This window comes from Pseudomonas sp. PB120 (genome assembly GCF_009761815.1).
In the GTDB taxonomy this organism is placed as follows: domain Bacteria; phylum Pseudomonadota; class Gammaproteobacteria; order Pseudomonadales; family Pseudomonadaceae; genus Aquipseudomonas.
In genome coordinates, this window is record NZ_RWIN01000002.1 from 1 (window position 1) to 26,542 (window position 26,542).

At 59.6% G+C, this 26,542-nt stretch carries 24 protein-coding genes, 1 rRNA gene and 2 pseudogenes; 16 read left to right on the top strand and 11 right to left on the bottom strand.

From position 1 onward, the window contains the following. The 4 genes from rrf to EJA72_RS00210 form a co-directional block, all read left to right on the top strand. Positions 1–97, top strand: a 5S ribosomal RNA gene (gene rrf / locus EJA72_RS00195); the annotation flags it as partial. A gap of 148 nt (positions 98–245) precedes the next feature. Further along, entirely contained in the window at positions 246–905 is a 660-nt protein-coding gene (locus tag EJA72_RS00200; protein WP_157709551.1) for a paraquat-inducible protein A, read from the top strand. After that, positions 892–1,515, top strand: coding sequence for a paraquat-inducible protein A (locus EJA72_RS00205; RefSeq protein WP_157709552.1), 624 nt, complete (start codon positions 892–894; stop codon positions 1,513–1,515). Before EJA72_RS00200 ends, EJA72_RS00205 begins: the two co-directional genes overlap by 14 nt. Further along, on the top strand, positions 1,508–3,811 hold the full coding sequence (locus EJA72_RS00210; RefSeq protein ID WP_157709553.1) for an intermembrane transport protein PqiB: 2,304 nt from the start codon (positions 1,508–1,510) through the stop codon (positions 3,809–3,811). The genes EJA72_RS00205 and EJA72_RS00210 overlap by 8 nt, the downstream gene beginning before the upstream one ends. 100 nt (positions 3,812–3,911) lie before the next feature. On the opposite strand, the gene mksF is transcribed toward EJA72_RS00210, so the two are convergent. From mksF to mksB, 3 genes are read right to left on the bottom strand one after another with little or no spacing between them, the layout of a single operon-like run. Beyond that, positions 3,912–6,752 (bottom strand): Mks condensin complex protein MksF, encoded by a 2,841-nt coding sequence (gene mksF / locus EJA72_RS00215; protein WP_157709554.1) that lies wholly within the window; start codon positions 6,750–6,752, stop codon positions 3,912–3,914. After that, positions 6,749–7,450, bottom strand: a complete 702-nt coding sequence (gene mksE, locus EJA72_RS00220) for an Mks condensin complex protein MksE (RefSeq protein WP_157709555.1) — start codon at positions 7,448–7,450, stop codon at positions 6,749–6,751. Before mksE ends, mksF begins: the two co-directional genes overlap by 4 nt. Continuing rightward, positions 7,440–8,717, bottom strand: coding sequence for an Mks condensin complex protein MksB (gene mksB / locus EJA72_RS00225; RefSeq protein WP_178128945.1), 1,278 nt, complete (start codon positions 8,715–8,717; stop codon positions 7,440–7,442). The genes mksE and mksB overlap by 11 nt, the downstream gene beginning before the upstream one ends. Before the next feature lie 219 nt (positions 8,718–8,936). Here mksB and EJA72_RS00230 point away from each other — a divergent pair, with 219 nt between their 5' ends. Beyond that, positions 8,937–9,677: an energy transducer TonB gene (locus EJA72_RS00230; RefSeq protein ID WP_157709592.1), complete on the top strand. Its 741-nt coding sequence runs from the start codon at positions 8,937–8,939 to the stop codon at positions 9,675–9,677. Then, positions 9,670–10,122: a ribosomal protein S18-alanine N-acetyltransferase gene (gene rimI / locus EJA72_RS00235; protein ID WP_157709556.1), complete on the top strand. Its 453-nt coding sequence runs from the start codon at positions 9,670–9,672 to the stop codon at positions 10,120–10,122. The genes EJA72_RS00230 and rimI overlap by 8 nt, the downstream gene beginning before the upstream one ends. A gap of 110 nt (positions 10,123–10,232) precedes the next feature. Here the strand turns inward: rimI and EJA72_RS00240 are convergent, their stop codons facing one another. Beyond that, positions 10,233–10,637, bottom strand: a complete 405-nt coding sequence (locus EJA72_RS00240; RefSeq protein WP_157709557.1) for a serine kinase/phosphatase — start codon at positions 10,635–10,637, stop codon at positions 10,233–10,235. Positions 10,638–10,789: 152 nt separating this feature from the next. Between EJA72_RS00240 and can the strand changes: the two genes are divergently transcribed. After that, the gene (gene can / locus EJA72_RS00245) at positions 10,790–11,434 is read left to right on the top strand and encodes a carbonate dehydratase (RefSeq protein WP_157709558.1); all 645 of its coding nucleotides are present in this window, start codon (positions 10,790–10,792) and stop codon (positions 11,432–11,434) included. 95 nt (positions 11,435–11,529) lie between these two features. On the opposite strand, the gene EJA72_RS00250 is transcribed toward can, so the two are convergent. Next, positions 11,530–11,850: a hypothetical protein gene (locus EJA72_RS00250; RefSeq protein ID WP_157709559.1), complete on the bottom strand. Its 321-nt coding sequence runs from the start codon at positions 11,848–11,850 to the stop codon at positions 11,530–11,532. Positions 11,851–12,039: 189 nt separating this feature from the next. Further along, positions 12,040–13,740: an acid phosphatase gene (locus tag EJA72_RS00255; protein ID WP_157709560.1), complete on the bottom strand. Its 1,701-nt coding sequence runs from the start codon at positions 13,738–13,740 to the stop codon at positions 12,040–12,042. A 147-nt stretch (positions 13,741–13,887) separates the two neighbouring features. Here EJA72_RS00255 and EJA72_RS00260 point away from each other — a divergent pair, with 147 nt between their 5' ends. After that, a complete protein-coding gene (locus tag EJA72_RS00260; RefSeq protein ID WP_157709561.1) occupies positions 13,888–14,178 on the top strand; it encodes a nucleotidyltransferase family protein in 291 nt (96 codons plus the stop codon). Continuing rightward, positions 14,175–14,519 (top strand): DUF86 domain-containing protein, encoded by a 345-nt coding sequence (locus tag EJA72_RS00265; protein ID WP_157709562.1) that lies wholly within the window; start codon positions 14,175–14,177, stop codon positions 14,517–14,519. Before EJA72_RS00260 ends, EJA72_RS00265 begins: the two co-directional genes overlap by 4 nt. A 36-nt stretch (positions 14,520–14,555) precedes the next feature. On the opposite strand, the gene EJA72_RS00270 is transcribed toward EJA72_RS00265, so the two are convergent. Next, a complete protein-coding gene (locus tag EJA72_RS00270; protein ID WP_178128946.1) occupies positions 14,556–15,974 on the bottom strand; it encodes a TIGR00366 family protein in 1,419 nt (472 codons plus the stop codon). 201 nt (positions 15,975–16,175) lie between these two features. Between EJA72_RS00270 and EJA72_RS00275 the strand changes: the two genes are divergently transcribed. The 4 genes and pseudogenes from EJA72_RS00275 (at position 16,176) to EJA72_RS00285 (ending at position 19,586) form a co-directional block, all read left to right on the top strand. Then, positions 16,176–17,489, top strand: a complete 1,314-nt coding sequence (locus EJA72_RS00275; protein ID WP_157709563.1) for an MFS transporter — start codon at positions 16,176–16,178, stop codon at positions 17,487–17,489. Between the two features lie 218 nt (positions 17,490–17,707). Beyond that, positions 17,708–18,346: pseudogene (locus EJA72_RS29570) on the top strand (PAS domain-containing protein); the annotation flags it as partial. Positions 18,347–18,496: 150 nt separating this feature from the next. Continuing rightward, a pseudogene (locus tag EJA72_RS29575) lies at positions 18,497–18,934 on the top strand (methyl-accepting chemotaxis protein); the annotation flags it as partial. Positions 18,935–18,986: 52 nt separating this feature from the next. Continuing rightward, on the top strand, positions 18,987–19,586 hold the full coding sequence (locus EJA72_RS00285; protein WP_157709565.1) for a flavin reductase family protein: 600 nt from the start codon (positions 18,987–18,989) through the stop codon (positions 19,584–19,586). A gap of 4 nt (positions 19,587–19,590) precedes the next feature. On the opposite strand, the gene EJA72_RS00290 is transcribed toward EJA72_RS00285, so the two are convergent. Together EJA72_RS00290 and EJA72_RS00295 are read right to left on the bottom strand one after the other, a co-directional pair. Continuing rightward, positions 19,591–19,959, bottom strand: coding sequence for a cupin domain-containing protein (locus EJA72_RS00290; RefSeq protein WP_157709566.1), 369 nt, complete (start codon positions 19,957–19,959; stop codon positions 19,591–19,593). 76 nt (positions 19,960–20,035) lie between these two features. Continuing rightward, on the bottom strand, positions 20,036–20,845 hold the full coding sequence (locus tag EJA72_RS00295; RefSeq protein WP_157709567.1) for an AraC family transcriptional regulator: 810 nt from the start codon (positions 20,843–20,845) through the stop codon (positions 20,036–20,038). A 149-nt stretch (positions 20,846–20,994) separates the two neighbouring features. On the opposite strand from EJA72_RS00295, the gene EJA72_RS00300 reads away from it, so the two are divergent. The 3 genes from EJA72_RS00300 to EJA72_RS00310 are packed head-to-tail and all read left to right on the top strand — an operon-like array spanning position 20,995 to position 23,209. Beyond that, positions 20,995–21,639 carry a LysE family translocator gene (locus tag EJA72_RS00300; RefSeq protein ID WP_157709568.1) on the top strand — a complete coding sequence of 215 codons (645 nt, stop codon included), beginning with the start codon at positions 20,995–20,997 and terminating at the stop codon, positions 21,637–21,639. A 9-nt stretch (positions 21,640–21,648) separates the two neighbouring features. Continuing rightward, positions 21,649–22,743: a D-alanine--D-alanine ligase gene (gene ddlA, locus EJA72_RS00305; protein WP_157709569.1), complete on the top strand. Its 1,095-nt coding sequence runs from the start codon at positions 21,649–21,651 to the stop codon at positions 22,741–22,743. 37 nt (positions 22,744–22,780) lie between these two features. Continuing rightward, positions 22,781–23,209: a molybdopterin-binding protein gene (locus EJA72_RS00310; RefSeq protein WP_157709570.1), complete on the top strand. Its 429-nt coding sequence runs from the start codon at positions 22,781–22,783 to the stop codon at positions 23,207–23,209. 7 nt (positions 23,210–23,216) lie between these two features. Here the strand turns inward: EJA72_RS00310 and EJA72_RS00315 are convergent, their stop codons facing one another. Together EJA72_RS00315 and ggt are read right to left on the bottom strand one after the other, a co-directional pair. Continuing rightward, the gene (locus EJA72_RS00315) at positions 23,217–24,371 is read right to left on the bottom strand and encodes a Fic family protein (RefSeq protein ID WP_157709571.1); all 1,155 of its coding nucleotides are present in this window, start codon (positions 24,369–24,371) and stop codon (positions 23,217–23,219) included. Between the two features lie 247 nt (positions 24,372–24,618). Continuing rightward, a complete protein-coding gene (gene ggt / locus EJA72_RS00320; protein ID WP_178128947.1) occupies positions 24,619–26,451 on the bottom strand; it encodes a gamma-glutamyltransferase in 1,833 nt (610 codons plus the stop codon). Positions 26,452–26,542 lie beyond the last annotated feature (91 nt).

Below are 26,542 nucleotides of genomic sequence, written 5' to 3' on the forward strand. Positions count from 1 at the left end.
TGGAACCACCTGATCCCATCCCGAACTCAGCAGTGAAACGATGCATCGCCGATGGTAGTGTGGGGTTTCCCCATGTGAGAGTAGGTCATCGTCAAGATTAAATTCCGAAACCCCAATTGCGCAAGCAATTGGGGTTTTGTTTTGCCCGGAATAAAAGCACGATCGGGTTACTGCGTAAATTTACACAGTTATTTTCGATTCTGGACACTAGAATAGGTCCACCTTTCTTCGGAGCCAGAGCCCTTATGCCAGATCCGGTTGACGCCCCTGGGCTGTCAGAATTACCGCTGGACGACTTGGTAGCCTGTCATGAGTGCGACTTGCTGATGCGCAAGCCCACGCTCGCTCATGGCGAGAAAGCCCTATGCCCGCGCTGTGGCTACGAGCTCTACGCGCATCGATACAACGTTGTGCAGCGCAGTCTTGCCTTGGTCATCGCCGCGTTATTGTTGTACATCCCGGCGAACTTTTTACCCATCATGCAGCTCCATCTACTCGGGCAATCGTCACATGACACTGTCTGGAGCGGCGTTGTCGGCCTGTTCCATACCGGGATGCAAGGCGTTGCGGTCGTGGTGTTTCTCTGCAGCATGGGGATTCCGCTGCTCAAGCTGCTCTGCCAACTGGTCGTGCTGTTGAGCATCCGTTTTGATATCGGGCGTAGCTATGGCCTTCTGCTCTACCGCATTTATCACCATCTGCGAGACTGGGGGATGCTTGAGGTCTACCTCATGGGCGTGCTGGTAGCGATCGTAAAGCTGGCAGATATGGCAGCGATTACCGTAGGCCTCGGCCTGGCGTGTTTTATCAGTTTGTTGTTGGTCCAGGTCTGGTTGGAGGTGGTGATGTCGCCCCATCAGATCTGGCAGGCTTTATCAGGAGAGGATGCCCATGCGGGCGATTGATGCAGGCATTCTGATTTGCACCGAATGTCACGAATTGAACAAGCAGGATGCTGATAGCGATGAACAGACCTGCACCCGTTGCGGTGCGCTGGTGCACGCCCGGCGCCCGAACAGTCTGGCGCGCACCTGGGCACTGCTGATCACCGCCGCCATTCTCTACATCCCGGCAAATGTGTTGCCGATCATGACGGTCAGCTCCTTGGGCCAGGGCGATCCCAGTACGATCATGTCCGGCGTCATTCAACTGGTTCAGCACGGCATGATTCCAATCGCGGCCGTGGTGTTCATCGCCAGCATCCTGGTCCCGACATTCAAATTGGTCGGTATCGCCTTGCTGTTGTTCTCGGTGCAGCGCCGCCAGCCGCTCTCGGCTCGTCAACGTATCTGGATGTACCGCTTCATCGAGTTCATCGGCCGCTGGTCAATGCTGGATATCTTTGTGATCGCGATCCTGGTGGCGGTCGTGAATTTTGGACGGCTTGCCAGCGTCGAAGCCAATCTTGGCGCCATCGCCTTCGCCAGTGTGGTGATTCTGACGATGCTTGCCGCAGTTACTTTCGATCCCCGACTGATTTGGGATAACACGGAGTCGGACGACGACTATGACTGATTTGCCTACCGCTAAAACCCGACCGGCTTCGAACTGGTCTGCCATTTGGGTGTTGCCCCTGATTGCCCTGATCATCGGCGGCTGGCTTGGCTGGCGTGCCTACACCGAGACCGGTATCGAGATTCAGGTTCGTTTCGAAAGCGGTGAAGGCATTCAGGCCAACAAGACTGAAGTCGTCTACAAAGGCATGTCGGTCGGCAAGGTGAAAACCCTCAAGCTGGATGACGAAGGTGCCGCCAAAGGCGTGATCGCAACCATCGAAATGAACAAGGACGTGGAGCCCTATCTCAGAACCAGCACCCGTTTCTGGCTGGTCAAGCCGAGCGTGACCCTGGCCGGTATTACTGGCCTGGAAACCCTGGTGTCCGGCAACTACGTCGCCGTTAGCCCCGGTGAAGGCGAGCCCACGCGCAAGTTCAAGGCACTGGCTGAAGAGCCGCCGCTGTCGGATGCCAAGCCCGGTCTTCACCTGACCATCAAGGCCGACCGCCTGGGATCACTGAACCGTGGCAGCCCGGTGTTCTACAAGCAAATCAAAGTCGGCCAGATTAAAAGTTACCTGCTGTCCGAAGACCAAAGCACTGTTGAGCTCAAAGTCTTCATTGAACCCACCTACGCAAAACTTGTGCGCAAACACACGCGTTTCTGGAATGCCAGTGGCATCAGCATCGATGCCAATCTCTCCGGCGTGAAAGTGCGTAGCGAATCACTGGCCAGCATCGTCGCCGGCGGCATCGCGTTCGCCACACCCGAAAACCGCAAAGACAGTCCGCCCACCGATCCGAGTCTTCCATTCCGTCTGTATGAGGACTTCGATGCAGCCGCTGCCGGTATCCGGGTCAAGGTAAAACTCAGCGACTTCGAAGGCCTTCAGGCTGGCCGCACGCCCGTGATGTACAAGGGCATTCAGGTCGGGAACCTGAAAGCACTGAAGATCGATCCAGACCTGTCCGCTGCGACAGCCGAATTGACCCTCGATCCGCTGGCCGAGGACTACCTGGTTACCGGCACGCAGTTCTGGGTGGTCAAACCGTCGATCTCTCTTGCGGGTATCACGGGGCTCGAGGCGCTGGTCAAAGGTAACTACATCGCCATCCGCCCTGGCGACAAAGGCTCGGCGCCCCAGCGCGAGTTCGTGGCGCGCCCCAAGGCGCCGCCACTGGACCTTCGTTCGCCGGGATTGCACCTGGTGTTGTTCACGGAGAACCTGGGTTCGCTGGAAGTCGGCAGCCCGATTCTCTACAAGCAGGTCAAGGTCGGTTCGGTCCAGAGCTATCAGTTCTCCAAGACCAAGCAACAATTGGTCATCGGTGTCCACATCGAGAAGGAGTATGAAGGGCTGGTCAACGCCTCGACCCGTTTCTGGAACGCCAGCGGCATTACGCTCACGGGCGGCTTGACCGGTGGAATCCAGGTCAAAAGTGAATCGCTGCAAAGCCTGATGGCCGGCGGTATCGCCTTCGAGACTCCGCAAGCCAAGGCTCCGTTGCAGAAACGGATTCCGCGTTTCCGTCTGTTCGCCAGCCATGACGACGCCAACCAGAAAGGCGCCGTGGTCACGATCAAGGTTGATCGCGCCGATGGTTTGCGCACCGGCACTCCTGTGCGATTCAAAGGCCTGGACGTCGGCAAGATCGAAGACGTCGACCTCTCTGATGACCTGCAATCGGTAATGCTCACCGCGCGGATCACCGAAGTGCCTGAGCGTATTGCTCGGGTTGGCAGTCAGTTCTGGGTGGTCAAGCCTGAGCTGGGGTTGATCAAGACGTCCAACCTGGAGACGTTGGTAACCGGGCAATACATCGAAGTTCAGCCTGCAGCGAAGAACCTCGGCCCACAGAAGAATTTCGTGGCCCTGGCCAATCCACCGGAAACGGTCACTCAGGAAGCCGGTCTGAGTCTGGTGCTGAGTGCTGCCCGCCGTGGTTCGCTGAAAACCGGTGTGCCGGTGACCTATCGTGAAGTGACTGTCGGCAAAGTGACGGGCTATGAGCTGGGTCAGACCGCTGACCGTGTGTTGGTGCACATTCTGATCGAGCCCAAGTACGCGCCGCTCGTGCGCAGCGGTACGCGTTTCTGGAACACCAGCGGTTTCGGTTTCGACTATGGCTTGTTCAAAGGTGCGACAGTGCGCACTGAATCGCTGGAAACGTTGATTCAGGGCGGTATCGCCTTTGCCACACCGGACGGTGACCGCATGGGCAGCCCTGCACGGGCGGAGCAGACGTTCCCGTTGTTCGACAAGTTTGAGGATGAGTGGCTGACCTGGGCGCCGAAGATTTCGCTCGGCAAGTAGTTGATTGGCGGCCGCGCTGCCGCCAAAGATACAAACGAAAGCCCACAAAAAAGGCCGTGATCCAATGGATCGCGGCCTTTTTCATACCTGACGATTTACCTCAAACTGCATCCAGCTCAGGCTCATCCGCCTCAACATTAACCACAGCCTTCACCTCATCGTGGCGACGAATGTACTTCCAGTCCGCCTCATCGATGTAGATCCCGTTCGGGCCGCTGCCGCCTTCCAGGTCAATCGCGACACTGGCGCACACCTGCGGCTTCACACTCGCCAGGATCGGCACGAAACCCAGTTGCAGACTGGTTTCCAGCAGCGCGGCCTGGTTCTTCTCGTCGATGTCCGCCGCCTCATCGAGGTAGTACGGCAGGCGCACACGACCGGCCTGGTCGCGGTCCATCAAGTGCAGCAACAAGTACATGTTGGTCAGCGCCTTGATGGTCATGGTGGTGCCGTTGGATGCCGCGCCGTCGATATCGGTGTGGATCACCGGCTGACCGTTGACCTTGGTGATCTCGAACGCCAATTCGAACAAGTCCTTGAGGCCGAGCTGGTTGTGGTTCGCCGCCACCAGACGTGCCAAATATTCCTTGGCCTCTTCGTTTTTGTTGTCCTGATCGGCGCTTTGGCTCAGGTCGAACACGGACAGGGTTTCGCCTTCCTCGTACTGGCCGGCGCTGTGGATGATCTGGTCGATGTGCTTGAGGGCTTCCTTGTTCGGCGCGAGCACGATGCGGAAGCTTTGCAGGTTGGAGACCTGACGCTTGTTGATCTCGCGGTTGAACAGCGCCAGTTGGTGCTCGAGGCTGTCGTAGTCGCTGCGGATGTTGCGCAGGGTCCGGGCGATGTCGGTCACCGCTGCACGACGCGCCTTGCCGAGGGTGAGCGCTTCATCGGTGCGGTGCGCGTACGCATTGATCAGCAGTTGCAGGCGACGCTCCATATCATCTTCGCTGTCGAACTTGGCCACGCCTTTGAGGCGCACCTGAGCGTACAGCGCTTCGATCTGACCGTCGCTGCGCTGCAAACCCTGCCAGCTGTCCTGATAGTCATTGAGCAGCGGCAGCAGATTGTCCATGGAGTCGTCGATCGGGTCCATGAACGGGGTGCCGAACGGCAGGTCTGCCGGCAGCAGCTGACGGCGACGCAGTGCATCGTCGAGGGTACGTTGCTTGGCTTCCATGTCGCCGATCTGACGGCCGACCAATTGCAGCTTGGCCGACAGTTGCTGGACGCGCTCGGTGAAGGCGTCGCTGGAACGCTTCAATTCTTCCTGCGCGGCTTCCATCTGCGCCAGTTGCTCAAGCTTGTCGTCTTCCTCGGCGCTCAGGGTTTGCGCGCGACGGAAGTCTTCCAGGGCTTTCTGCGCATCCAGAACTTGCTGGTACAGCGCTTCGGTCTGGGTCTTGCTCGCGGCGCGGTCGGCGGCCACGGCGGCCTGGGTTTTCAGCTGCTTGAGTTCTTTCTCCAGGCGCTCCTTCTGATCGCGCAATGCTGCACGGTCGGCCAGGGCTTGCAGGGCCGGCGGCTCGATGTGCGAGATGTCGATGGACAGCCCTGGCACTTCGAAACGCTCGCCTTTGAAGCCGTCGAGAATCAGCTCCATGGATTTGACCCACTGACCGTCCTCGTCCAGCGTAATGCCATGCTCACCGAGCGGCAGGCTGAACAGCGCGCTGTTGAACAGACGCATCAAGCGTTCGACGTCCTGCTGCGAGAACTCCTCGCGCAGACGGGCGTAGCTGTTGTTGTCGGCGTGATCGAGTTGCTGCTTTACCGACTTCAGGCGTTTTTCCAGGTCCCGCAGACGCTCTTCCAGGTCCTCGGCGCTGAACTGCCGCGACTGGGCCAGCGCACCGGCCAGTTCATCGTGAGCATCCTTGGCCGCGAGCAGTTGCTGCTCGAGCACTTTGACGTCATCGACCAGCGCGAAGCGATGCTTGAGCACCGACAATTCGCCAAGCCAGCGCTGGATGCCGGTGATTTCCCGCTCCAGACGCATCAGCTCCTGGGTGCCGCCGCGTTGATCGTTTTGCAGTGCGTCCTGCTCGTTGCGGTAATGCTCGGCCTGAATCGTCAGCTCTTCCTTGCGCGCACTGGCGTAGTCCGACCAGGTGCCGAGCAGGGAGTCGAGCAGTGGCGAGATCCGGTGCAGTTTGCCGCGCAGGATATTGCGCTGAGTCACGCCCGCCGCGAGGGCTTCGACCAATGGGCCGGCGGTGACCAGCGAGTTGTAGTCCTGCTCCATGCGTCGTACATCGCGGAAGGCTTCTTCGCACGCGGCGATGTAATCGACACTGCCGGAACGCAGGCTGTGTTCGAACGCATCGAGGAACAGCTGTTTGAGCTTGGCCGCGGTGATTTCACGCATGTGCAGCAAGTTGATGAACAACGCGCGGAAGGTCTTCAGGCTCTGCTCGCTGGTGGAGCGTAGCGGGATCAGCGTCAGGTCCAGCGGGATCGAGGTGTGACCGCCGACCAGCAAGCGCCGCAGTTCATCAGGCTTCAGCTCGTAGGCTTTCAGGCCTTCGCGTTCAAGGTTGGTGAACAATTCTTTCTGGCGCAGGCAGGTGTCGTTTTTCTGATAGTGAGCCAGGTCGAGTTTGCCGGCGTAGGCGAAGAACTGGTGGCCGAAACCACCGCCCGGGCCACGGCCAACCACGCCGATCACATGTGGGCCGTGGGGCAGCGAGACTTCAACCAGGATGTAACTGGTGTCCGAGGCAAAGTAAAAACGACGGGATTGTTCCAGGCTGTACTTGCCGAAACTCATGTCCGACATGCGCGCCAGAATCGGGAACTGCAAGGCGTTGATCGAGGCGGATTTACCGAGGTTGTTCGCGCCGTAGACCGACAACGGTTCTTCCAACGGAAACAGGCCAAGGCTGTAACCGGCCGTGTTCAAAAGGGCGAAGCGGCGAATGCCGTAGCGTTCCTTGCTCATGCGTCGGTCTCCTGTTCTTCGGCGATGGCGCGGGCCATGGCGTCTTCTTCGCTTTCTTCTTCGAAGTCACTGAGGTCCAGCGGATCATCGGTTTGCAGCAGTTTTTCGTCGCTGTCGTCGTCGATCAACACCGGTACCGGCAGCGGCAACACGCTGTGCAGGCTGGCCGCCAGATCGCGGTCCTGCTGGACTGACAGGCAGACGTCGAGGAAGCGGTGCATCGGCGGCAGGAAACGGTAGATGCCGTTTTCTTCGCCGGCGAAACCGAGCTGGGTCATGCGGCGCATGATCTTTTCTTCGAGTTCTTCGACGGTCTGCACTTCGGCCTGGATGAACAGGTCGCGATACTTCTCCAACAGCGACGGCAATTCATCACGCCCAAGACTACCGCCATCCAGCACGGCGACCGGGTCACGGCCCTGATCGGCCAGGTGTTCGACGAGGATGAAGGTGAACAGCGCCAGGCGTTGCGCGGTCTTGTTCACCGCCGCTGCGGCGAGGTCCGGCACGAAATAGTAGAAACCACGGGTGTCGCAAACCAGTTCGAAACCCAGCGCCCTGAACAGGGTGCGGTACTGGTCCTGGAAGTTCGACAGCTGTGCGTAAAGCTCCGGATCGCGGCGGCTGACGTGGTAGCCCTTGAACAGCTCGCGAAAGATCGGCGCCAGCTGGGACAGTTCGGATAGATCAAGATGCATGGGGGATGCTCGCAGAATCCTCGGCGGCGGTGTCGCCGGCCGAGAGCAGGGCGAAGGAGCGCAGGCTGACCTGGTGCTCGTGAGTGTGGTAATCGCGGCGTTCCAGACGCTCGCGTTTGAAGCGTTTTTCTCGCGACAGGCGCGAGAACCAATACAGCAATTCGTCGGTGGCGCCGTTCGGCTCCTGCTCCAGCAGCCAGGTCATCAGGTCCGGCATCGGCAGGGCGTCTTCGCAACGTTCGAGCATTTCCCGAACCGTGCGTGGCGCGCGCGGTGCTTCGCCTTTCTGGGTCTTGTGGGCCTTGGGAAAACGGGCCGGTTTCGGCTCGAATCGGGCCAAGGCATACACGTAGGCTTCGACCTGACTGGCGCTGCCCAGGAACGTGCTTTGCGGACGGGTAAACATTGGCATCGCCGCTTGCGGTACTGCATCGATGCCTTTGCGACGGATGGCCGCCAACGCCAGCGCGGCGCCTCGGGTCACGGCGTTGTGGCGACGGGCCTCTTCACGCAGCGGCAACAGCAATTCACGGGCATGACGCAGGGTCAACTGGGCGCTGGTCTGCATTTCGAGGATGCGCGCATGGGTGCGCAACAGCATGTCGTCATCGACCAGATGCCCGAGGCGTTGTTGCTCGGTGAGCATTTTCAGCAGGACGTTTTCGACCTTGCGCACACCTTGTTCGAAGGCGCCGTCGGCGTTGACCAACTGGATCATCGGCTCGACGTATTCATCCCAGGTCGCCAGCACTTCGGCGTAGCGCTGACGTAGCGGAATCTGCCGGTCGCTGGTCTTGGCGCGTTCGGCGACGGCCACCAGCGCCTGTTCGTCGTTGGCGAGCTTTTTCAACACATCGCGCACGCGCATGTCGAGCAGGCGCAATTGGCGCGCCAAGTCGTTGCCATCGCGAATGTCGAACGCATCCTGAATGTAACCAGCCAGGCGCTCGAGGTGGCGCAAGTAGGCTTCGATTTCCAGGCACAGGCCCAGACGGTGCTCACGGCGCAGGTACGCGAGGAAGTCGTGGATCTGCGCGTTGAGCTCGAAACGGTTCGGGCTTTTCGCCACGGGAACCAGAATGTCGAGGCGGATCCACACGTCCAGCAGGCTGGTGATGTCCTGCGGCGTACTGTCGAGTTGCTGGGCGGCCAGTTGCGTGCGCAGTTCGTTGAGGCTCAAGGTGCCTTGGTCGAAGTGCTCGCACAGTGGCTCCAGAAGTGCCCAGTGTTCAGCGAGGGCGCGCAAGACGCGCTTGGGTTCGATCATCGGAATGGCCGGCTGGTTGGCGATTAAAAGCGGCGATTGTACTGCATCGGGGCCGATGCGATTCACTCTCGGGACGGGCTGTAGCTGTTTCTAAGGGAAAGAGTATCGATCAAGCGCGGGCGATCTTGAGCGAAGGGCGGTAGAATCACCGCACTTTAGTTATCCACAAGTGGCCGACCTTTGCTTATCGAGTCCCGTCGCCGCGCCTATTTGACCGCCATGCAGGTGGTCAACTGGCTGCCGCGCACCGAATTGCCCTTCGCCGCGCCTTCCAGGCCCGAGCTGCTGGAGATGCCCGAACCGCTGGTCGTCGCCCCGGTTGCGCGTGCGACTGTGGCTGATGCGCCGGTGGAGCCCGTGGTCAAACCGGCCGAACGGGTGAAAATCGAGGTGCCTCGGCCATCCTTGGCCAGTACCCGCACCAACGCCAAGGTTGAAGAGGAGGAGGCCCCGGTCGCGGTCAAGGCGCCGGTCGTGCCACCGCCGCGCTTCGCCCTGCAATTGCTGCGCGCCGGTCGCTGCCTGCTGCTGGTGGAGTTACCCACAGGCGAAGCGTTCCAGACCCGCGACCCCGCGTATCTGCTGCTCAAGGATATGTTGCGTGCCGCCGGTCTGCCGGACAGCCCGCAGATCGTCGGCGAGCCGGTGCGCTGGCCACTGTTGGCTCGCGGCACCATGGATCAAGGTCCGGACGCGGCCCGCGACTTCGTACAAGGTTTTCTTTCGGCCCGACTGGAAGACGCGCCTTGTGTCTGCGTGTGGCTGATCGGCCTGCCGGCGGTGCGGTTTGCCGGTGAGGCGAACGCCGAATCCTTCAATCGCGAACTCCAGGTCGAAGGCTTGGGCTCGGTCTGGGCCCTGCCGGGCCTGGAATTATTAATGGAAGAGCCACAGCGTAAGGCTGATGTCTGGCAAGCCATGCGTCGGCTGATGGCGCGCTGGAAAGAATCGAATGAGTGACGCTGTATCGTTTCGCCCGATGACCGAGGCAGACCTGGACGCTGTACTGAAAATTGAATTCGCGGCCTACAGCCATCCCTGGACTCGCGGGATTTTTCTGGATGGGCTGGGCAAGTACCAGATCTGGCTGATGTTCGAAGGCCAGCAGCAGGTGGGCCATGGTGTGGTGCAGATCATTCTTGATGAAGCCCATCTGCTGAACATCACCGTCAAGCCGGAAAACCAGGGCCGTGGCCTGGGGTTGACGCTGCTGGAGCACCTGATGTCGATTGCCTACAAGGCTGAGGCGCGGGAGTGTTTCCTTGAAGTGCGCGACAGCAACCGGTCGGCGTTCCGGTTGTATGAGCGGTATGGATTCAACGAGATCGGGCGGCGTCGGGATTACTATCCGGCGGTGGGCGGCAGGGAAGATGCCGTGGTCATGGCCTGCACGTTGGTTGACTGAACCTGTGTAAAAGCATCGCGAGCAGGCTCGCTCCCACACTGGATTTGTGTCGAACATAAAACCTGTGGGAGCGAGCCTGCTCGCGATGGCGGCATAACGGGCAACGAAGATTACCGTTGACCATCCATCGGATCGCGCCGCGCCAACTCCTCTTCATCCAACCCATTACCCCCGCCAATGTCGTCTTCATCGACAATGCTCAAATCCCAATCGGCCTGACCACCATCACCCGTCTCATGGGCATCTCGCGCCCCGTCCTCAAGGATCAACGTTTCCGGGCTCATGTCGTCATCAGTGGGTTCATGGTCAGCGGTCGAGGCACCTGTCATGCCCGCTTCCCGCACGCGTTCCCTGGGCATAAGCTGTTCGCGTTCGGCTTCCGGCAGCTCGTCGCCGATTTTGGCGCTGGGTTCTTCCTCGTCAAAATCCAGCTCATGAATCGAACCCATGCGGTCTTCGTTGTCGTCAATCGGCTCGGGCTGCGTTGCATCGAACGGACGTCGTGAATCATTCATGGCAATTCCTCATACTGTGGGCCTTACTAGGGTGGACCCACTGGGCTGCCGAGAATTCCGCCGGCATGGAGCACTGGCAATTTGCATCTGACGCGTGACCCCGACAGACGGTCGATTGTCAAACCAGCGCATTATTCACGAGGCTTCATTGCATGAACGAATTACAAGATCTGATTGATAACAACGAACGCTGGGCAGACGCGATCACCAAAGAAGATCCTGACTTCTTCGCCAAGCTGGCCCGTCAGCAAACGCCGGAATACCTGTGGATCGGCTGCTCCGACGCCCGCGTACCGGCCAATGAGATCGTTGGCATGCTGCCCGGCGACCTGTTTGTGCATCGCAACGTGGCCAACGTGGTACTGCACACCGACCTCAATTGCCTGTCGGTGATTCAGTACGCGGTGGACGTGCTCAAGGTCAAACACATCCTGGTTACCGGGCACTACGGTTGCGGTGGCGTACGGGCCTCCATGCAGGATCGCCAGCTGGGCCTGATCGACGGCTGGTTGCGCTCGATTCGTGATCTCTACTATGAGAAGCGTGAAGAGCTGGCGGGGTTGCCGACCGAAGAAGAACAGGTCGACCGCCTCTGTGAACTCAACGTGATCCAGCAGGTGGCGAACGTCGGCCACACCAGCATCGTGCAAAACGCGTGGCATCGCGGGCAGAAGCTGTCGATCCATGGTTGCATCTACGGCATCAAGGACGGCCGCTGGAAAAGCCTGAACACGACCATCAGCGGTTTTGAGCAATTGCCGCCGCAGTACCGCTTGCGTCCGTTCCAGCCGTTGTAAAGCGCTCTGGTTGTACAGCCCGGGTGCAGGAATCGAAGAGCCGCCCTGCATGGGCCCGCCGCTCTTTAGCGGCGGGCCAACGCATGAGCGTGGTGTTACAACAGATGCAGAGCTAAATCACTTCCGACGCGCAAATATTCTACTTGAGCGACAACGGCATCTTTAACGATGGCTTCGCCGGTGTCGGTCAGTTTGGCTTTCTTTGCATCGATAATTGCCAGCTGCAATAACTGCATGGCGACATCCATGGCTTTTTGAAACGCCGTCACAGTGTTGTGCTGCCCGAACTCACGAATGACAGCCTCCATGCGTCTGTCGGCATCATCGCGCAAGGCTTTATATTCTACGAATGAAACTCTGCCATCCTGGTAAATTTCATTGATCATTTCTTCCAGCGATTTCGATGTTAAAGGCATTTTCTTTTCCGTCCTTGGTTAACGCGGTTTTAGAAGTTGTGTTGCTCCGTCGAAGTCTAGCGTGGTGATCTCTGCATTGGAGATAGGACCTTGCCTGGTGTTGTGTCAGGCAAAACCGAAGCTGTTTGTAAGACCAATCCAGTTGCCGGGATTGGCCTTTTTGCAGGGAACAAAGCCGAATTAATTCATTCAGCCCGTAAAATGCAGGGCGTTGGTCAAATCCCCCATCGCCTTCTGCCCGCGAGCGATCATCGCTTCATCGCGTTGCTTGAGCCCGTCGAGTTTCTCCAGACCGAATACCCGGGTAATCAAGCGCAGAATCGACGCCGTGTCATATACCGTATGGTCCACCGTGCCTTTGCGCGCGAACGGCGACACCACGAGCGCCGGCACCCGCGAGCCCGGCCCCCAGCGATCGCCCTTGGGCGGCGTGACGTGATCCCACCAGCCACCGTTCTCGTCGACCGTGACCACCACCACCATGTTTTTCCACTGCGGGCTTTCGCGCAGCACTTTCAGGGCGCGGACAATGTGCCGGTCGCCGGAGGCCACATCGGCGTAACCGGCGTGCATGTTCAGGTTGCCCTGGGGTTTGTAGAAACTCACCGCCGGCAGCTTGCCGGCCTCGGCATCGGCGAAGAATTTGTTGCTGCTCGATTCGTCGCCCAGCCCCGCATCCCGCAGACGTTTGTTGCGCTCCGCCGGGTTCTCCGGGCCTTGCTGCTTGAAGTAGTTGAACGGCTGGTGGTGGTACTGGAAGTTCGGGATTTTCGGAATGCCGCCCGAATCCTTGTATTGGTCCAGCGTCGCCTGCCAGGCACCGGCGTACCAAGCCCAATCGATGTTCTTTTTCGAGAGCTTGTCGCCGATGTGCTCGTGGGTTTGTGGAACCATGACGTTCGGCAAGTCAGGCTTGGAGTACTCGGGGCGTTCCGGGTCGCGAATCCACGTCGGCCAGTAGGGTGGGGCGAGCGTATTGACGCCGTAGCCATCCGGCGTCAGCGCGCTGGGGCCGAATTGCGGTGGCCCGGTCATGGCGCTGGCCGGGGATTTCTCCAGCGGCTTGAGGCGTGGGTCTGCCGGATCGGCGCTTTGCAATGCCGCAATCATCGACTTGGCCACCGAGTTGGCGACGTCAGGGTAGAAGGGTGCGGTCGCGCTGATCAGGTACTGGTGGTTGAGAAACGAGCCACCGAACGCTCCCTGGAAAAAGTTATCGCAGAGCACGAACTCCTGGGCAACGTCCCACAGTCGCAGGGAATAGCGGCTCTGCGCGTAGTGGCCCATGGTTAGCCCGCCTGAGTCGGCCCAGGCGACGAAGCCGTCATTCTTGCCGCCGTTGATCTGCATCTGGTTCTGGTAGAACACATGCCACAGGTCACGCGTCACCAGACCAAACGGCAAGTCCTCGGCGTTCGGGCCCTTGAGGGCGAACGGTGCGTTGGGCAGATTTTCCTGAAACTGGGTTTCACTCGGGTACGTGACGCCATCCAGGGTTTGCGGGCCAATCTGCAGCACGCCGCCCCACACCGGCGGCAAGGTCTGCAACAGGCTGCCGTCGCGATCACGTTGTTGATAGTCCGCCGGCTTGAGGGCGGACAACGGTTTCTCGACGCCGGGGAAGTCGCCGAACAGGTTGTTGAAACTGCGGTTCTCGGCGTAGATCACGACCACGGTTTTCACCTGATCGTGCAGGGCTTTATCCAGCTCCGCCGGGGATAAAGGACGTTCGACCGGTTTGCCTGATTCATCATTCGGGCTACCGCAGGCAGAAAGCGTCGCGCCCACGCCAAGGACTGCGACACCACCGAGGAAACGTCGGCGACTGGTGTCGGCGGGATTGTCGGATTCAGGGGAAGGTACGTCGCTGCCGTCTTTTTCGTCGTTCATGCCGAATCCCTTTTGCCGAGTTTGTTGCAACATGTTTCGGCGGGACGCTAGCAGCGGGATGTGACAGAGGGGTTACAGGTTGTGCGGTGTTTACCCTGCCCAAGCACTGCTAGACTGGCGCAATACCGGACTTGGCAAAGGCCAATTATGAAACCGTCTATTGCACTGGATCTAAAACGAGCAGCCGTCCGCGAAGTCGTCGGAAGATTTCGCACCTCCAATCCACGAGTGTTCGGCTCCGCATTACTCGGCACGGATAGAGAGGGCAGTGACCTGGATTTACTGGTAGATGCTCTTCCTGGTGCCACGCTTTTCGACTTGGGCGGGCTTCAAGTAGAGCTCGAAGATTTACTCGGGGTCAGCGTTGATCTGCTGACGCCGGCAGATCTTCCTTTGAAGTTTCGCCAGAAAGTGCTTGAACAGGCTCGCCCCGTATGACCGATAACCGACTCGCCGACTACCTGGATCATATGCGTCAGGCCGCAGGCGATGCTCTGGTGTTTGTCGAAGGTTTGAGTAAAGAAGAGTTCTTCGACGATAAACGTACACAGCAAGCCGTCATCATGAGTCTCATCATTATTGGAGAGGCCGCGACCAAGATCATGGATCGCTACGCCGAGTACGCTGCCCAGAATACCCAGGTGCCATGGCGCAGTATGAGGGGGATGCGTAATCGCATTGCCCATGGCTACTTCGATATCAATTTGGAAGTAGTGTGGGACACCGTTCAGACGGCGTTGCCTGAGCTTCTGAAGGTGTTACCCACCGATCAAGCCTGATTGCACCCGCTTCAGAGCAGGTGCAATCAACTCTTTTTACGGCATCACCGGCGCCGTATACGTCAGCGTCGTCCCCAACGCCCACAGCAAAAACAGCACCAGCGGCGTGTGCACCAGCAATTGCACGAACGAAAATCCGATAAGGTCCCGAGCCTTCAGTCCCAGCACGCCCAGCAGTGGCAGCATGTAGAACGGGTTGATCAGGTTCGGCAGGGCCTCGGCGGCGTTGTAGATCTGCACGGCCCAGCCCAGGTGGTAATTCAGGTCGGTGGCCACTTGCATGACGTACGGCGCTTCGATGATCCACTTGCCGCCGCCGGACGGGATGAAGAAGCCAAGGATGGCCGAGTACACCCCCATCAGCAGCGCATAAGTGTCGTGGGACGCGATGCTGACGAAGAACGTCGAGATGTGGTGCGCCAGGGTCTGGGCGTCTGAGCCCTTGACCGTGGTCATCAGCGCCGCGATCGAGCCGTACAGCGGAAACTGGATCAGCACGCCCGTGGTGGTCGGCACCGCACGGGCCACGGCGTCGAGGAAGCTGCGCGGGCGCCAGTGCAGCAGGGCGCCGAGCATCAGGAACAGGAAGTTGTAGGTGTTCAGGCCCGAGATGGCGCTGATGGCCGGTTTGGTCGAAAACTCATGGAACAGCCAGCCAGCGGCCAGCAGCACCAGCAGGATCGTCAACAGCGGGCTGTGTTCCAGCCATTCGCCGGGGCGGGTGCGCGGTTGCAGCGGCGGCAGGTTGAAGCTTGGGTCGATGCCACACGCCTTGGCATCACGCGCCGTGTTCGGGCCGGGGGCGGTGGCGTAGGCAATGATCAGCGAAATAACGATCAAGGCCAGCAACATCACGCCGGACTGCCAGAGAAAAATGGTTTGAGTGAAGGGGATCACGCCAGTGATCGACAGAATCGACGGTGGCAGGCTGGCCGGGTTGGCCTGCAATTGCGCGGCCGACGACGACAGGCCCAGGGCCCACACGGCACCGAGACCGAGGTAGGCCGCAGCGCCGGCGGCGCGGTAGTCCATTTTCAGATCGGTACGGCGGGCGAGGGCGCGGACCAGCAAACCGCCAAACACCAGCGACAGACCCCAGTTCAACAGCGACGCGACCATGGAAATCAGCGCGACCCAGGCCACGGCGGAACGGCCGTTTTTCGGAATGCGCGCCAGACGATCGATCAGTTTTACCGCCGGTGGCGAGCTGGCCACCACATAACCACCAATGACCACGAACGCCATTTGCATGGTGAACGGGATCAGGCTCCAGAACCCGTCACCAAACGCCATGGCCGCATCGGTGGGCTTGGCGCCCATGGCCATGGTCGCCACGGCGACAATAATCACCGCCAGCGCAGCAAACACCCAGGAATCGGGGAACCACTTTTCGGCAAAACTTGAACAGCGCAGGGCAAAGCGGGCATAGCGGCTATCTTCGATATCAGCGGCCACGGGAGTACCTCGAATTTTTATGTTTGTTGTGGTCTTCAGGGCGGCAAAGGCCCGTTTGGACAGGCGCCCACAGTAAAACAATAGGAGGCTTTTTGCGGCGCTGTTTCAGGCGTATGGGACTATGGTCTAACGGGTTGTCCGTGGGCGCGTTTGCGTAGACCATGGGCGCCTTGGTTTTTTGCCTATGCCAGAGTTCTCTTCATGACTGCCAACACCGACTCGCGCCCGACGCCGTTCAGTCGCTCGGACTACAAAACCCTGGGGCTCGCGGCCCTCGGCGGCGCGCTGGAAATTTACGACTTCATTATTTTCGTATTTTTCGCCCTGACCCTCAGTCAGCTGTTCTTTCCGCCGGAAATGCCCGAATGGCTGCGCCTGCTGCAAAGCTTCGGGATCTTTGCCACCGGCTACCTCGCGCGGCCATTGGGCGGGATTCTGATGGCGCACTTCGCCGACAGACTGGGGCGCAAGAAGGTGTTCAGCCTGAGCATTTTGCTGATGGCGCTACCGTGCCTGCTGATCGGCATCATGCCGACCTACGCCCAGATCGGCTATTTCGCGCCGCTGCTGCTGTTGGCCTTGCGCATCCTCCAGGGCGCGGCGGTCGGTGGCGAAGTGCCCAGTGCCTGGGTGTTCGTTGCCGAGCATGCACCGGTCGGCCATCGCGGCTATGCCCTGGGTTTTTTGCAGGCCGGGCTGACCTTTGGCTACTTGATCGGCGCATTGACGGCGACGTTCCTGGCACAGGCGTTCACGCCCGCCGAAATCCTCGATTACGCCTGGCGTTACCCGTTCCTGCTGGGCGGCGTGTTCGGAGTGATCGGTGTCTGGCTGCGCCGCTGGCTCAGCGAAACACCGGTGTTCATGGCCCTGCAGGCGCAGCGCGAGGCGGCGGTCGAACTGCCGCTGCGCACCGTCCTGCGTGAACATCGCCTGGCCATATTGCCGGCGCTTATCCTCACCTGCGTGCTGACGTCGGCGGTGGTGGTGTTCGTGGTCATCACACCGACCATGATGCAGAAAACCTTCGGCATGACCGCCGGCCATACCTTTGCCCTCAGCGCCCTCGGTATCGTTTTTTTGAACATTGGCTGCGTGCTCGCCGGACTGCTGGTCGACCGCATCGGCGCCTGGCGGACGGTCATGGTGTACAGCCTGTTGCTGCCGCTGGGGATTGGCGTGCTCTACAGCTGCCTGATTGGCGGTGGTGAATGGGTTGGCCTGGCGTACGCGGTGGCGGGCCTGGGGTGCGGGGTCGTCGGCGCGGTGCCGTCGGTGATGGTCAGCCTGTTCCCGGCGCGGATTCGCGTCTCGGGCATTTCATTCACCTACAACATTGCCTACGCCACGTGGGCCAGTCTCACGCCGCTGTTGCTGATCGGTCTGATGCCGTGGAGCCCGTGGATCTGCGTGATGTTTTGCGCGGTGATGGGCGCGGTCGGCGTAAGCAGCGCCGCGTATTTTGGCGCGCGCCTGCCCAGAACGGGACATTGCCCGGCCGCAGGCGCGATCTGAGTCAAGGCGGCAACCTGCTCGCCGCCACTTTTTTGTAGGACAAACCGTAAAAGCACTTCAGAAAATATTTCCAAAGCCGATGGCTAGGCTGCATTCCGCTTTCTATCCCTGTCCATCGGTGCTTTCCCATGTTCAACAAACGCTTGAAGGAAGAGTTGTCGGCTCTTCGCGAAGAACTCTCCTGCCTTCAGCAAGTGAAGGAAAGTCTGGAAAGCGAGATGCTGGTCCTGACCCTCGATGACGAAGGACGGGTGCTATCGGCCAACCAAAACTTTCTCGGTGAGATGTTCTACAAGAGCAGCGAACTGGTCGGCCAACACATCGAAGACTTCGTCCCGGCCCACGTGAAGTCCGATGATTTTCACCACCGCTTCAAGGTTGCATTGACCCGTGGCGAGCACTTCGCCGGTGCGGTGCGCTTGTTGCGCGGCAATGGCCAGGAAGCCTGGTTGCGCTCGATAGTGCAGCCGATACGCAGCGCAGGTGGCCGCATCCAGAGATTCTCGATCTATTCCAGCGACCTGACGCGCACCATCGAAGCCTCCCGCGAACACGAAAACCTGATCGGCGCGCTGGTGCGTTCGACGGCTGTGATCGAGTTCGATCTCAATGGCTGCGTGTTGACAGCCAACGATCGGTTCCTCAGCGGTATGGGTTACAGCCTCGCGCAAATCAAGGGCAAACATCACCGTACCTTCTGCCTGCCGGAGGATTACAACAGCGCCGAGTATCAGAATTTCTGGCGCCGTTTGAACACCGGCGAGTATGTCGCCGACCGATTCAAACGTGTCGACAGCCACGGTCGCACAGTCTGGTTGGAGGCTTCCTACAACCCGGTGGTGGATGCCAATAACAAACTCTACAAAGTGGTGAAGTTCGCCACGGTGATTACCGATCAGGTCAATCAGGAGCAGGCCGTGGCTGATGCGGCCAACATTGCCTACAGCACTTCCCAGCAAACCGACAACAGTGCCCAGCGCGGCAATGCCGTGGTAACACAAGCGGTGAATGTGTTGCGTGACCTGGCCAAGCACATGCAAACCGCTGGCGATGGTATCGAAGCCCTGAACGAGCAATCGCTGGTGATCGGCACCATCGTCAAAACCATCAGTGGCATTGCCGAACAGACCAACTTGCTGGCGCTCAACGCTGCTATCGAAGCGGCCCGGGCAGGCGAACAAGGGCGTGGTTTTGCCGTGGTGGCTGACGAGGTTCGCCAACTGGCTTCGCGCACCAGCCAGGCCACCGATGAAATTGTCGGCGTGGTGCGTCAGAACCAGGACATGGCCCGCAACGCCGTGGCCCTGATTACCGATGGCAAGCTTCAGGCGGAACAGGGCCTGGCGCTGGCGGCCGAGGCGGGGACCGTGATCGTCGAGATTCAGGACGGGGCGAAGAAAGTGGTGAACGCGGTCGGGCAGTTTGCCAATCAGCTATCGACTTGATGCCAACCGGGCGGATATCGCTACAATCGGCTCTTTTCCAGGAGCAGCCATCATGAGCGTTTCCCACCGCCGCCCGGTTCCGTTGTCCAAGGCGTATCGCCTGCTCAATCATGGGCCGACCGTGCTGGTCAGCGCGGCCCATGACGGCCAGCGCAATATCATGGCTGCCGCCTGGGCGATGCCGCTGGATTTCGAACCTCCGAAAATTGCCGTGGTGCTGGACAAATCCACCTGGACCCGCCAATTGCTGGAAGCCTCAGGCACGTTCGTCTTGAACGTGCCTTGCGCGGTTCAGGCCGACATTGTCCAGACCGTCGGCTCGACGTCCGGCCTTGAACTGAATCGGGACCAAGGCCGGGACAAGTTTCAGGTCTATGGTTTGCAAACCTTCGCCGCGGAGCTGGTCGACGCACCGATGCTCGAAGGGTGCGTCGCCTGGCTGGAATGCCGGTTGCTGCCTGAGCCCGGTAATCACCAGCAGTACGATCTGTTCCTCGCCGAAGTGATTGCCGCCCAGGCCGACGAACGTGTGTTCAGCGACGGTCGCTGGCACTTCGAGGGGCAAGATGCATTGCGCACCTTGCATCACGTGGCGGGCGGTCATTTCCTGAAGATTGGCGACCCGGTGGACGGCAAGGAACTGCAGCCGTAAAGCTTCACACCCAGATGTCGTTCTCGGCCGTAAGCTCGCCGCCCTTGGCACCGGTGTTCAACACGCCTCGGGGTTCGATCAGCAGCAGTTTCACCTCGTGCTCAGCGGAGGGTTTGTGCTCGACGCCCTTGGGCACCACATACATTTCGCCGGCGTTCACCAGCACGTGGCCATCGCGAAAGTCGATGCGCAACTGGCCTTCGAGAACGATGAAGGTTTCGTCGGTGTCCAGGTGGTCGTGCCAGATGAAATCCCCGAGCAGCTTCACCACCTTGAACTGGTAGTCGTTCATTTCGGCGATGACGCGAGGCGTCCAGTGTGAGTCGATCCGGGAGATTTTTTCAGCGAAATTCAGGCTGTCGTAGATTTTCATGACGCGGCGCTCGTGATTGATCGTGTCACCACGATAGTCAGTGCCAAGGTGCGCTTCTTGTACGATTGTGCGTGGCTCAGCGGCGATGCATTTTCATCCAGCGGGCTGGCGACAGGCCGTAGGTCTTGCTGAATTGCCGGGACATGTGGCTCTGATCGGTGAAGCCGGCGATCAGCGCTGCACTGACCAGCGACTCGCCCTGAGTCAGCAACGAACGGACCAGATCGAGTCGGCGCATCGTCAGGTAGCGGTAAGGACTGGTGCCAAATAACAGGCGAAAATCCCGTGACAGACTCCAGCGGTCCCGACCGCTGTGATGCGCCAGTTCTTCAAGCGTTACGGTACGGTCCAGGGCACTGTGAATAAACTCCCGCGCGCGCTCCGCTGCCACATAGTCGAAGCCGGTGCGGGCCGTGGTGACGCCACTGGCGCTGTTCAAGGCTTGCGCCAGATCGAACAGCGCGTCCTGTTCTTCCAGTGGATCAAGTGGGGCGTCGAGGCTTCGCAGCAGCACGTCGGTCGCAGCGAACAATCGAGGGTCGGTCGACAGCCCGTTTTTGATAAACGGCAGCGGCTGACCGCCGAGCATCTGCTGGATCAGCGCCGGCTGGATGTACATCATTCGGTATTTGAACCCGACCTCGGTGCCGGCCTCGCCATCATGGACTTCGTCCGGGTGCAGCACCATCGTTCCGCCAGGCAGGCTGTGACGCCAGCCGCCGCGGTACTGGAAACGCTGCACGCCGGCCAGGGTGCGGCCGATGGCATAGGTGTCGTGGCGGTGAAGGTCATAGCCGTGGCCCGCAAAAAACGCCTCGAAGCGCTGCAAACCACCCATGTCGGGCGCGCGGTAGAACCAGTCGAGGGGAGGCGTTTGCTTGGCCATGGTGTCGTTGTCTTGAACCTGATGCCGAACACGTTAACCCAGTGACCCGCCGCCTGTCTTCTGACTGACGGAAGGCCCCGGGCGGGTGGAAAACCGAGAGGGAATGTTGCAATGTGGTGCACATCTCTGAAGCCACTGCGATCTGAACCATGGACATCTCTCACTTGAGCTATGCCGCGCCATTGTTGTCGCTGGCGCTATTGTGGACGGTTGCGGTGGTGACGCCGGGACCGAACTTTTTCAACGTCGCACAATTGGCGGCCAATCATTCCAAGCGCCACGGCGTGGTGGCCTCGCTGGGCGTGGCCACCGGCACTGTCCTCTGGGGGCTGGCGGGAGGGCTGGGCATCAAGTCGTTGTTCAGCGCGGCGCCGACGCTCTACCTGAGCTTCAAAATTGCGGGTGGCTGTTACCTCATCTACCTGGGCTTGAAGCAGTTCAAACGCAAACCGCCATTGGTAGCTGACGTTAGCGGCGCGGTTGGCGAAGAAGGCCGTCGCACCTTGCTGTCGGTGTATGGCCAGGGCTTTCTGGGCAATATGACCAATCCCAAGGCAGCGCTGTTCGTCGCGACCATCTTCGCCACGGCCATGCCCGCGACCGTGCCTCCGACGCTGCTGGCGCTGGCCGTGCTGACGATGGCGACGTTGTCGTTCAGTTGGTATTGCAGCGTGGCGCTGATCTTTTCCAGCCGGCGGATGGCTCGCGTTTACAGCCGTTCACGCCAATGGCTGGATCGTTTTGCCGGCAGTTGCTACTTGTTGTTCGGTGCGCATCTGGTGACCAATCGTTGAGGAGTTTTGATGAGCAAGCTGCGGGTGGGGATCATTTTTGGCGGGCGTTCGGCTGAGCACGAGGTGTCGCTGCAATCGGCGAAAAATATTGTCGATGCACTGGATCGCTCACGCTTCGAGCCGGTGTTGATCGGCATCGACAAACACGGGCACTGGCACCTCAACGACCCTTCGAATTTTCTGCTCAACCAGGAAAACCCGGCGTTGATCGCCCTTAACCGATCCAACCGCGAACTGGCCGTCGTGCCGGGCAAGGCCAGCCAGCAACTGGTAGAAACCTCTGGCCAGGAACTGTTGGGGCACGTCGATGTGATTTTCCCGATTGTCCACGGCACCCTGGGTGAGGACGGTTGCCTGCAAGGCTTGCTGCGCATGGCCGATCTGCCGTTTGTCGGCTCCGATGTGCTGGGCTCGGCGGTCTGCATGGACAAGGACATCAGCAAACGCCTGCTGCGCGATGCCGGGTTGGCGGTCACGCCGTTCGTGACCTTGACCCGCGCCACGGCAACACGAATCGGCTTTGCCGAGGTGCAGGGCAAGCTGGGCCTGCCGCTGTTCGTCAAACCGGCGAACCAAGGCTCTTCCGTGGGTGTGAGCAAGGTGACTGACGAAGCTGAATACGCGGCGGCGGTCGAGCTGGCCCTGGGGTTCGATGAAAAAGTGCTGGTCGAATCCGCCGTCAGCGGCCGCGAAATTGAATGCGCGGTACTCGGCAACGAGGACACCGTTGCCAGCGGTTGTGGCGAGATCGTTGTGCGTAGCGGGTTCTATTCTTACGACAGCAAATACATTGATGCTCAAGCGGCAGAAGTCGTGGTCCCGGCTAATATCAGCGTCGAAGCGAGCGAGCGCATTCGCGCCATGGCCGTCGACGCGTTTCACGTCCTGGGCTGTTCCGGGCTGGCGCGGGTCGATGTATTCCTGACCGACAGCGGTGAAGTGCTGATCAACGAAATCAACTCGCTACCCGGTTTCACCCGCATCAGCATGTACCCCAAGTTGTGGCAGGCCGCCGGCATGAGTTACAGCGACCTCGTCAGCCGCTTGATCGATCTGGCGCTGGAGAAACACAAGGCGCGGCAGGCGCTGAAGATCTCTCGCTAAACGTATTCCAACAATAATCATTCGAGGCTGTAACGTCATGAAAGTCAGCGCACGCAACGTCTTCAAGGGCACCATCAGTCAATTGCAGCCAGGCGCCGTCAACGCCGAAGTCTCGCTGAAGCTGCCGGGTGGTAATGAACTGGTGGCCGTGGTGACCATGGAAAGCGTGAAGAACCTGGGCCTGGCGGTCGGCAAGGAAGCGGTCGCGCTGGTCAAGGCGCCGTGGGTCATGTTGATGACCGAATCCAGCGACATTCGCCTCTCGGCCCGCAACTGCCTGGAAGGCAAAGTCACCAGCGTCATCGACGGCTCAGTGAACGCCGAAGTTGTCATCCAGCTCGACGGCGGTACTGAGGTCTACTCGATCGTGACGCGCCAGGCGGTGGCAGAACTGGGGCTGGCACCGGGCGTGAGCGCGACGGCGGTGATCAAGGCGTCGCATATTATTTTGGGTGTGCCGGCTTGATAAACCTTCAAGGGTTTTCCAGTGGAGCAGGGATAAATCCTTGCTCTCTAAGTCCCTTGATTACGCCTCTGATCAGATAGTTATTTGAGAACCCAATGGTGTATTGCCTTGCTCCTTCATTGATCGGAAGGAGCATCCCTTGGCCAACCAGTTTTTTGATCAGATAAGTGCGTTGACTGGCAGTTAGGCCCGGCAGTCTGCTCGTCAGACTTGCAGATTTAACAATCCCTTCCGTGATTGCCGTTTCCAGAACCGCCTCTTCAGTTTTGGTAATCCATTCGCGTTGACGAGCGAACGCCACCGCAGGCAAAAGAATCGAGTGCTTGAGGTAGGTGTAGTGGGTGAGTCGGTCCACCTTGGCGATCTCTTCCTTCACCCCTCTAAGCACATAGATGCACCAGGTTTCGAGACCTGTTTTTGTCCCCGTGTCAGCAACGCCGAGCATTGCGTAATAGCGTTCGCGATCATTGCAGAAAACGGCGGTGGGATTCAGAACTCGGCCGCCCGTGTTTACGTTAAACCCGTATTTCATCAGAAGTGCGTAGGTGAGGAGGCGAACTACTCGACCATTTCCGTTCCCGAATGGGTGAATCCATCCAAATCTGTGATGCGCCAAGGCAACTTTCATCAAGTCGTACTTCGGCAGGTCATCCTGATTTATGAAGGCCACCAGTTCCTGCATGTATCCTGCTACCTGAACAGCCTCTGGTGGAAGGTGTTCCGATTGCGCTATTCGCACAGGGGTTTGACGGTAGGCACCTGGAGTTTTATCGCCTTCGCGCTCTAATTCTTCGACAGTCATAGCATGGATTTCGCGGATGATCCGCTCTGTCAGCGGTTCGCCCGGGCGCATGATTTCTTCGATGTAACTCATGGCTTTTTCGATGTTGGCCACTTCACGCAATTGGTCGCTATCAGCGGCCTTGCCCTCGATTTTGTTATCCAGATAGTCGGCCAGGGTTGTGTGGTTACCTTCTATTCGAGCTGAACCCAGGCTTTCCAAGGTATGGAAGATATCCTTGAGTTGGAAAAACACCGGGGCGGGTGTATCTCCTTCGAGCCGTAGCCGTCGCAGGTGTTCCAGTTCGCTCAACACGTCCACTAACGGGGAGTCGAAAGTCGGATTAAGGAGATGGAGGTCATGGTGGGAAAATTCAGGCATGGGGAATTTTTCTCTAGGCCACGGAGGATTATCTCTAATGATGCCCTCAATAGGCCCTATTTAAGAGGCTATTTTCGACATGGAGATAATAATTATCTCTATTTTCTGGTTGCACTAAGTCGAAAGCTGAATGGAAATAATGGTGTCCCAGCGTAAACGCTGGGAGGCGTTGAGTTTTTCAACAAACAGTAAAAAATCATGAAAAAAGGTCTAACTCTCGGTAAGCCTTTTCCATGCTGACTACGACTCAATCCCCCAACGCTTCCCCCTCACGTCGCGGATCAGCCCCGCCTGCCAGCGAGGCTTTCCCCTGCGCATCCTTGACCCGGACAATCGCCTGGGTCCCGCTGGTCATGTCGATCTCGCTCACGCTGTGCCCCTTGTCCTTCAACGCCTGAATCAATCCCGGGCTGAACTGCCCCTCTTCCAGTTCCGTCGGGCCGTTGCGGCTGCCGAAGTTGGGCAGGCGGATGGCGGTTTGCGGGTCGAGGTTCCAGTCGAGCAGGCCTATGGTGGATTTGGCGACGTACTCGATGATTTGCGAGCCTCCCGGGGAGCCGAGGGTGGCGAGGAATTCGCCGTTCTGGCGGTCGAAGATCAGGGTCGGGGCCATGGACGAACGCGGGCGTTTGCCGGGCTCGACGCGGTTGGCGACTTTTTGCCCGTTTTCTTCGGGGATGAACGAGAAGTCGGTCAGTTGGTTGTTGAGCATAAAGCCCTGGACCATCAAGTGCGAGCCGAATGCCGATTCGACGGTGGTGGTCATGGACACGGCGCCGCCCTCGTCATCGACCGCCACCACTTGTGAGGTGGAGATTCGTAGCGGTGAGCGGTCGGGTGCGTAGGCGACCTGGATGCCCGCAGGCGTGCCGGGCCTGGCCGTGCCCATGCTGCGATCACCGATCAAGGCGGCGCGGCTGGCCAGGTACGTCGGGTCTACCAGGCCTTTGACGGGGACGGGCACGAAGTCCGTATCGGCGACGTACTGCGCGCGATCGGCGTAGGCCAGGCGCTCGGCTTCGGAGATCAGGTGCACGGCTTCAGCGGGCGGTTCGATGCCCGCTGACGTGTCGGTCTTGAGCGGTTTGAGCGGTGCCAGGGCATAGCGCTTGTCGCGAGCCTCCAGCGCTTGCAACGTGCCGAGGATCTGCGCCACGGCGATCCCGCCGGACGAGGGCGGAGGCATCCCGCAGACCTGCCAGCGTTTGTAATCCGTGCACAGCGGCACACGCTCTTTGGCGCTGTAGCCTTTGAGATCGTTGAGCGACAGGCTGCCGGGGTTGGCGTGGCCCTGAACCTTGGTGACGATCTCTTGCGCAATGGCGCCTGTGTAGAACGCATCGGGCCCTTCCTGGGCGATGCGTTTCAACGCCAGGGCCAACGCCGGATTTTTGAGCAGCGCGCCGACGGCTTTCGGGCTGCCATCCGCATTGCGGAAGTAAGCCATCATGTCGGGCGAGCGCTTCATGGACGCATCCGAGGTGATAAGCTGATGCAGGCGCGGCGAGATCGCGAAGCCTTCATCCGCCAGTTTGATGGCCGGTTCGAACAGCTTCGCCCAGGGCAGCCGACCGTGTTTCTGATGGGCCAGTTCAAGGGCTCGCAGCACGCCCGGCGTCCCCACCGAGCGACCCCCGATCTGTGCCTGGGTGAACGGCATCGGTTGGCCGTCGGGCTGCAGGAACAGCGTTTCGCTGGCACCGGCCGGTGCGGTTTCGCGGCCATCGTAAGTGCGTACGGAATGGCCATCCCACAGCACGATCAACGCGCCACCCCCGATGCCGGAAGATTGCGGTTCGACCAGGGTCAATACCGCTTGCATCGCGATGGCGGCATCAATCGCCGAACCGCCCTGACGCAGCATCGCCCGTCCGGCTTCGGCCGCCAGAGGATTTGCCGCGGCCGCCATGTGTTTCGAGGCGTGCCGGGTTTGCAGGTCGGTGCGAAAACCCGAGGCGGCTTCCGGCGCGACGGGCAGGGTCGAGGAGGGTGGGGCGTTGCACGCGGCAAGGGTCAACGCGGCGGCGATCAGCGAAAGTGCTGACAGGCGGTAGCGGTTCAAGTGCAGGGCTGAGAACACGCGGGGCACTCCGTCAGTAGGAAGATGCGTGGACTCTAACCACCGACAGGAGGCGACGCAAACCAAGACCTACCGTTAAGTCGCCTTCGTC

What these genes read in the sequence shown, in the direction of transcription:
- EJA72_RS00200 (WP_157709551.1), top strand. Translation starts at nt 246, where the DNA reads ATGCCAGATCCGGTTGACGCCCCTGGGCTGTCAGAATTACCGCTGGAC.
- EJA72_RS00205 (WP_157709552.1), top strand. Translation starts at nt 892, where the DNA reads ATGCGGGCGATTGATGCAGGCATTCTGATTTGCACCGAATGTCACGAA.
- EJA72_RS00210 (WP_157709553.1), top strand. Translation starts at nt 1,508, where the DNA reads ATGACTGATTTGCCTACCGCTAAAACCCGACCGGCTTCGAACTGGTCT.
- mksF (WP_157709554.1), bottom strand. Translation starts at nt 6,752, where the DNA reads ATGAGCAAGGAACGCTACGGCATTCGCCGCTTCGCCCTTTTGAACACG.
- mksE (WP_157709555.1), bottom strand. Translation starts at nt 7,450, where the DNA reads ATGCATCTTGATCTATCCGAACTGTCCCAGCTGGCGCCGATCTTTCGC.
- mksB (WP_178128945.1), bottom strand. Translation starts at nt 8,717, where the DNA reads ATGATCGAACCCAAGCGCGTCTTGCGCGCCCTCGCTGAACACTGGGCA.
- EJA72_RS00230 (WP_157709592.1), top strand. Translation starts at nt 8,937, where the DNA reads ATGCAGGTGGTCAACTGGCTGCCGCGCACCGAATTGCCCTTCGCCGCG.
- rimI (WP_157709556.1), top strand. Translation starts at nt 9,670, where the DNA reads ATGAGTGACGCTGTATCGTTTCGCCCGATGACCGAGGCAGACCTGGAC.
- EJA72_RS00240 (WP_157709557.1), bottom strand. Translation starts at nt 10,637, where the DNA reads ATGAATGATTCACGACGTCCGTTCGATGCAACGCAGCCCGAGCCGATT.
- can (WP_157709558.1), top strand. Translation starts at nt 10,790, where the DNA reads ATGAACGAATTACAAGATCTGATTGATAACAACGAACGCTGGGCAGAC.
- EJA72_RS00250 (WP_157709559.1), bottom strand. Translation starts at nt 11,850, where the DNA reads ATGCCTTTAACATCGAAATCGCTGGAAGAAATGATCAATGAAATTTAC.
- EJA72_RS00255 (WP_157709560.1), bottom strand. Translation starts at nt 13,740, where the DNA reads ATGAACGACGAAAAAGACGGCAGCGACGTACCTTCCCCTGAATCCGAC.
- EJA72_RS00260 (WP_157709561.1), top strand. Translation starts at nt 13,888, where the DNA reads ATGAAACCGTCTATTGCACTGGATCTAAAACGAGCAGCCGTCCGCGAA.
- EJA72_RS00265 (WP_157709562.1), top strand. Translation starts at nt 14,175, where the DNA reads ATGACCGATAACCGACTCGCCGACTACCTGGATCATATGCGTCAGGCC.
- EJA72_RS00275 (WP_157709563.1), top strand. Translation starts at nt 16,176, where the DNA reads ATGACTGCCAACACCGACTCGCGCCCGACGCCGTTCAGTCGCTCGGAC.
- EJA72_RS00285 (WP_157709565.1), top strand. Translation starts at nt 18,987, where the DNA reads ATGAGCGTTTCCCACCGCCGCCCGGTTCCGTTGTCCAAGGCGTATCGC.
- EJA72_RS00290 (WP_157709566.1), bottom strand. Translation starts at nt 19,959, where the DNA reads ATGAAAATCTACGACAGCCTGAATTTCGCTGAAAAAATCTCCCGGATC.
- EJA72_RS00295 (WP_157709567.1), bottom strand. Translation starts at nt 20,845, where the DNA reads ATGGCCAAGCAAACGCCTCCCCTCGACTGGTTCTACCGCGCGCCCGAC.
- EJA72_RS00300 (WP_157709568.1), top strand. Translation starts at nt 20,995, where the DNA reads ATGGACATCTCTCACTTGAGCTATGCCGCGCCATTGTTGTCGCTGGCG.
- ddlA (WP_157709569.1), top strand. Translation starts at nt 21,649, where the DNA reads ATGAGCAAGCTGCGGGTGGGGATCATTTTTGGCGGGCGTTCGGCTGAG.
- EJA72_RS00310 (WP_157709570.1), top strand. Translation starts at nt 22,781, where the DNA reads ATGAAAGTCAGCGCACGCAACGTCTTCAAGGGCACCATCAGTCAATTG.
- EJA72_RS00315 (WP_157709571.1), bottom strand. Translation starts at nt 24,371, where the DNA reads ATGCCTGAATTTTCCCACCATGACCTCCATCTCCTTAATCCGACTTTC.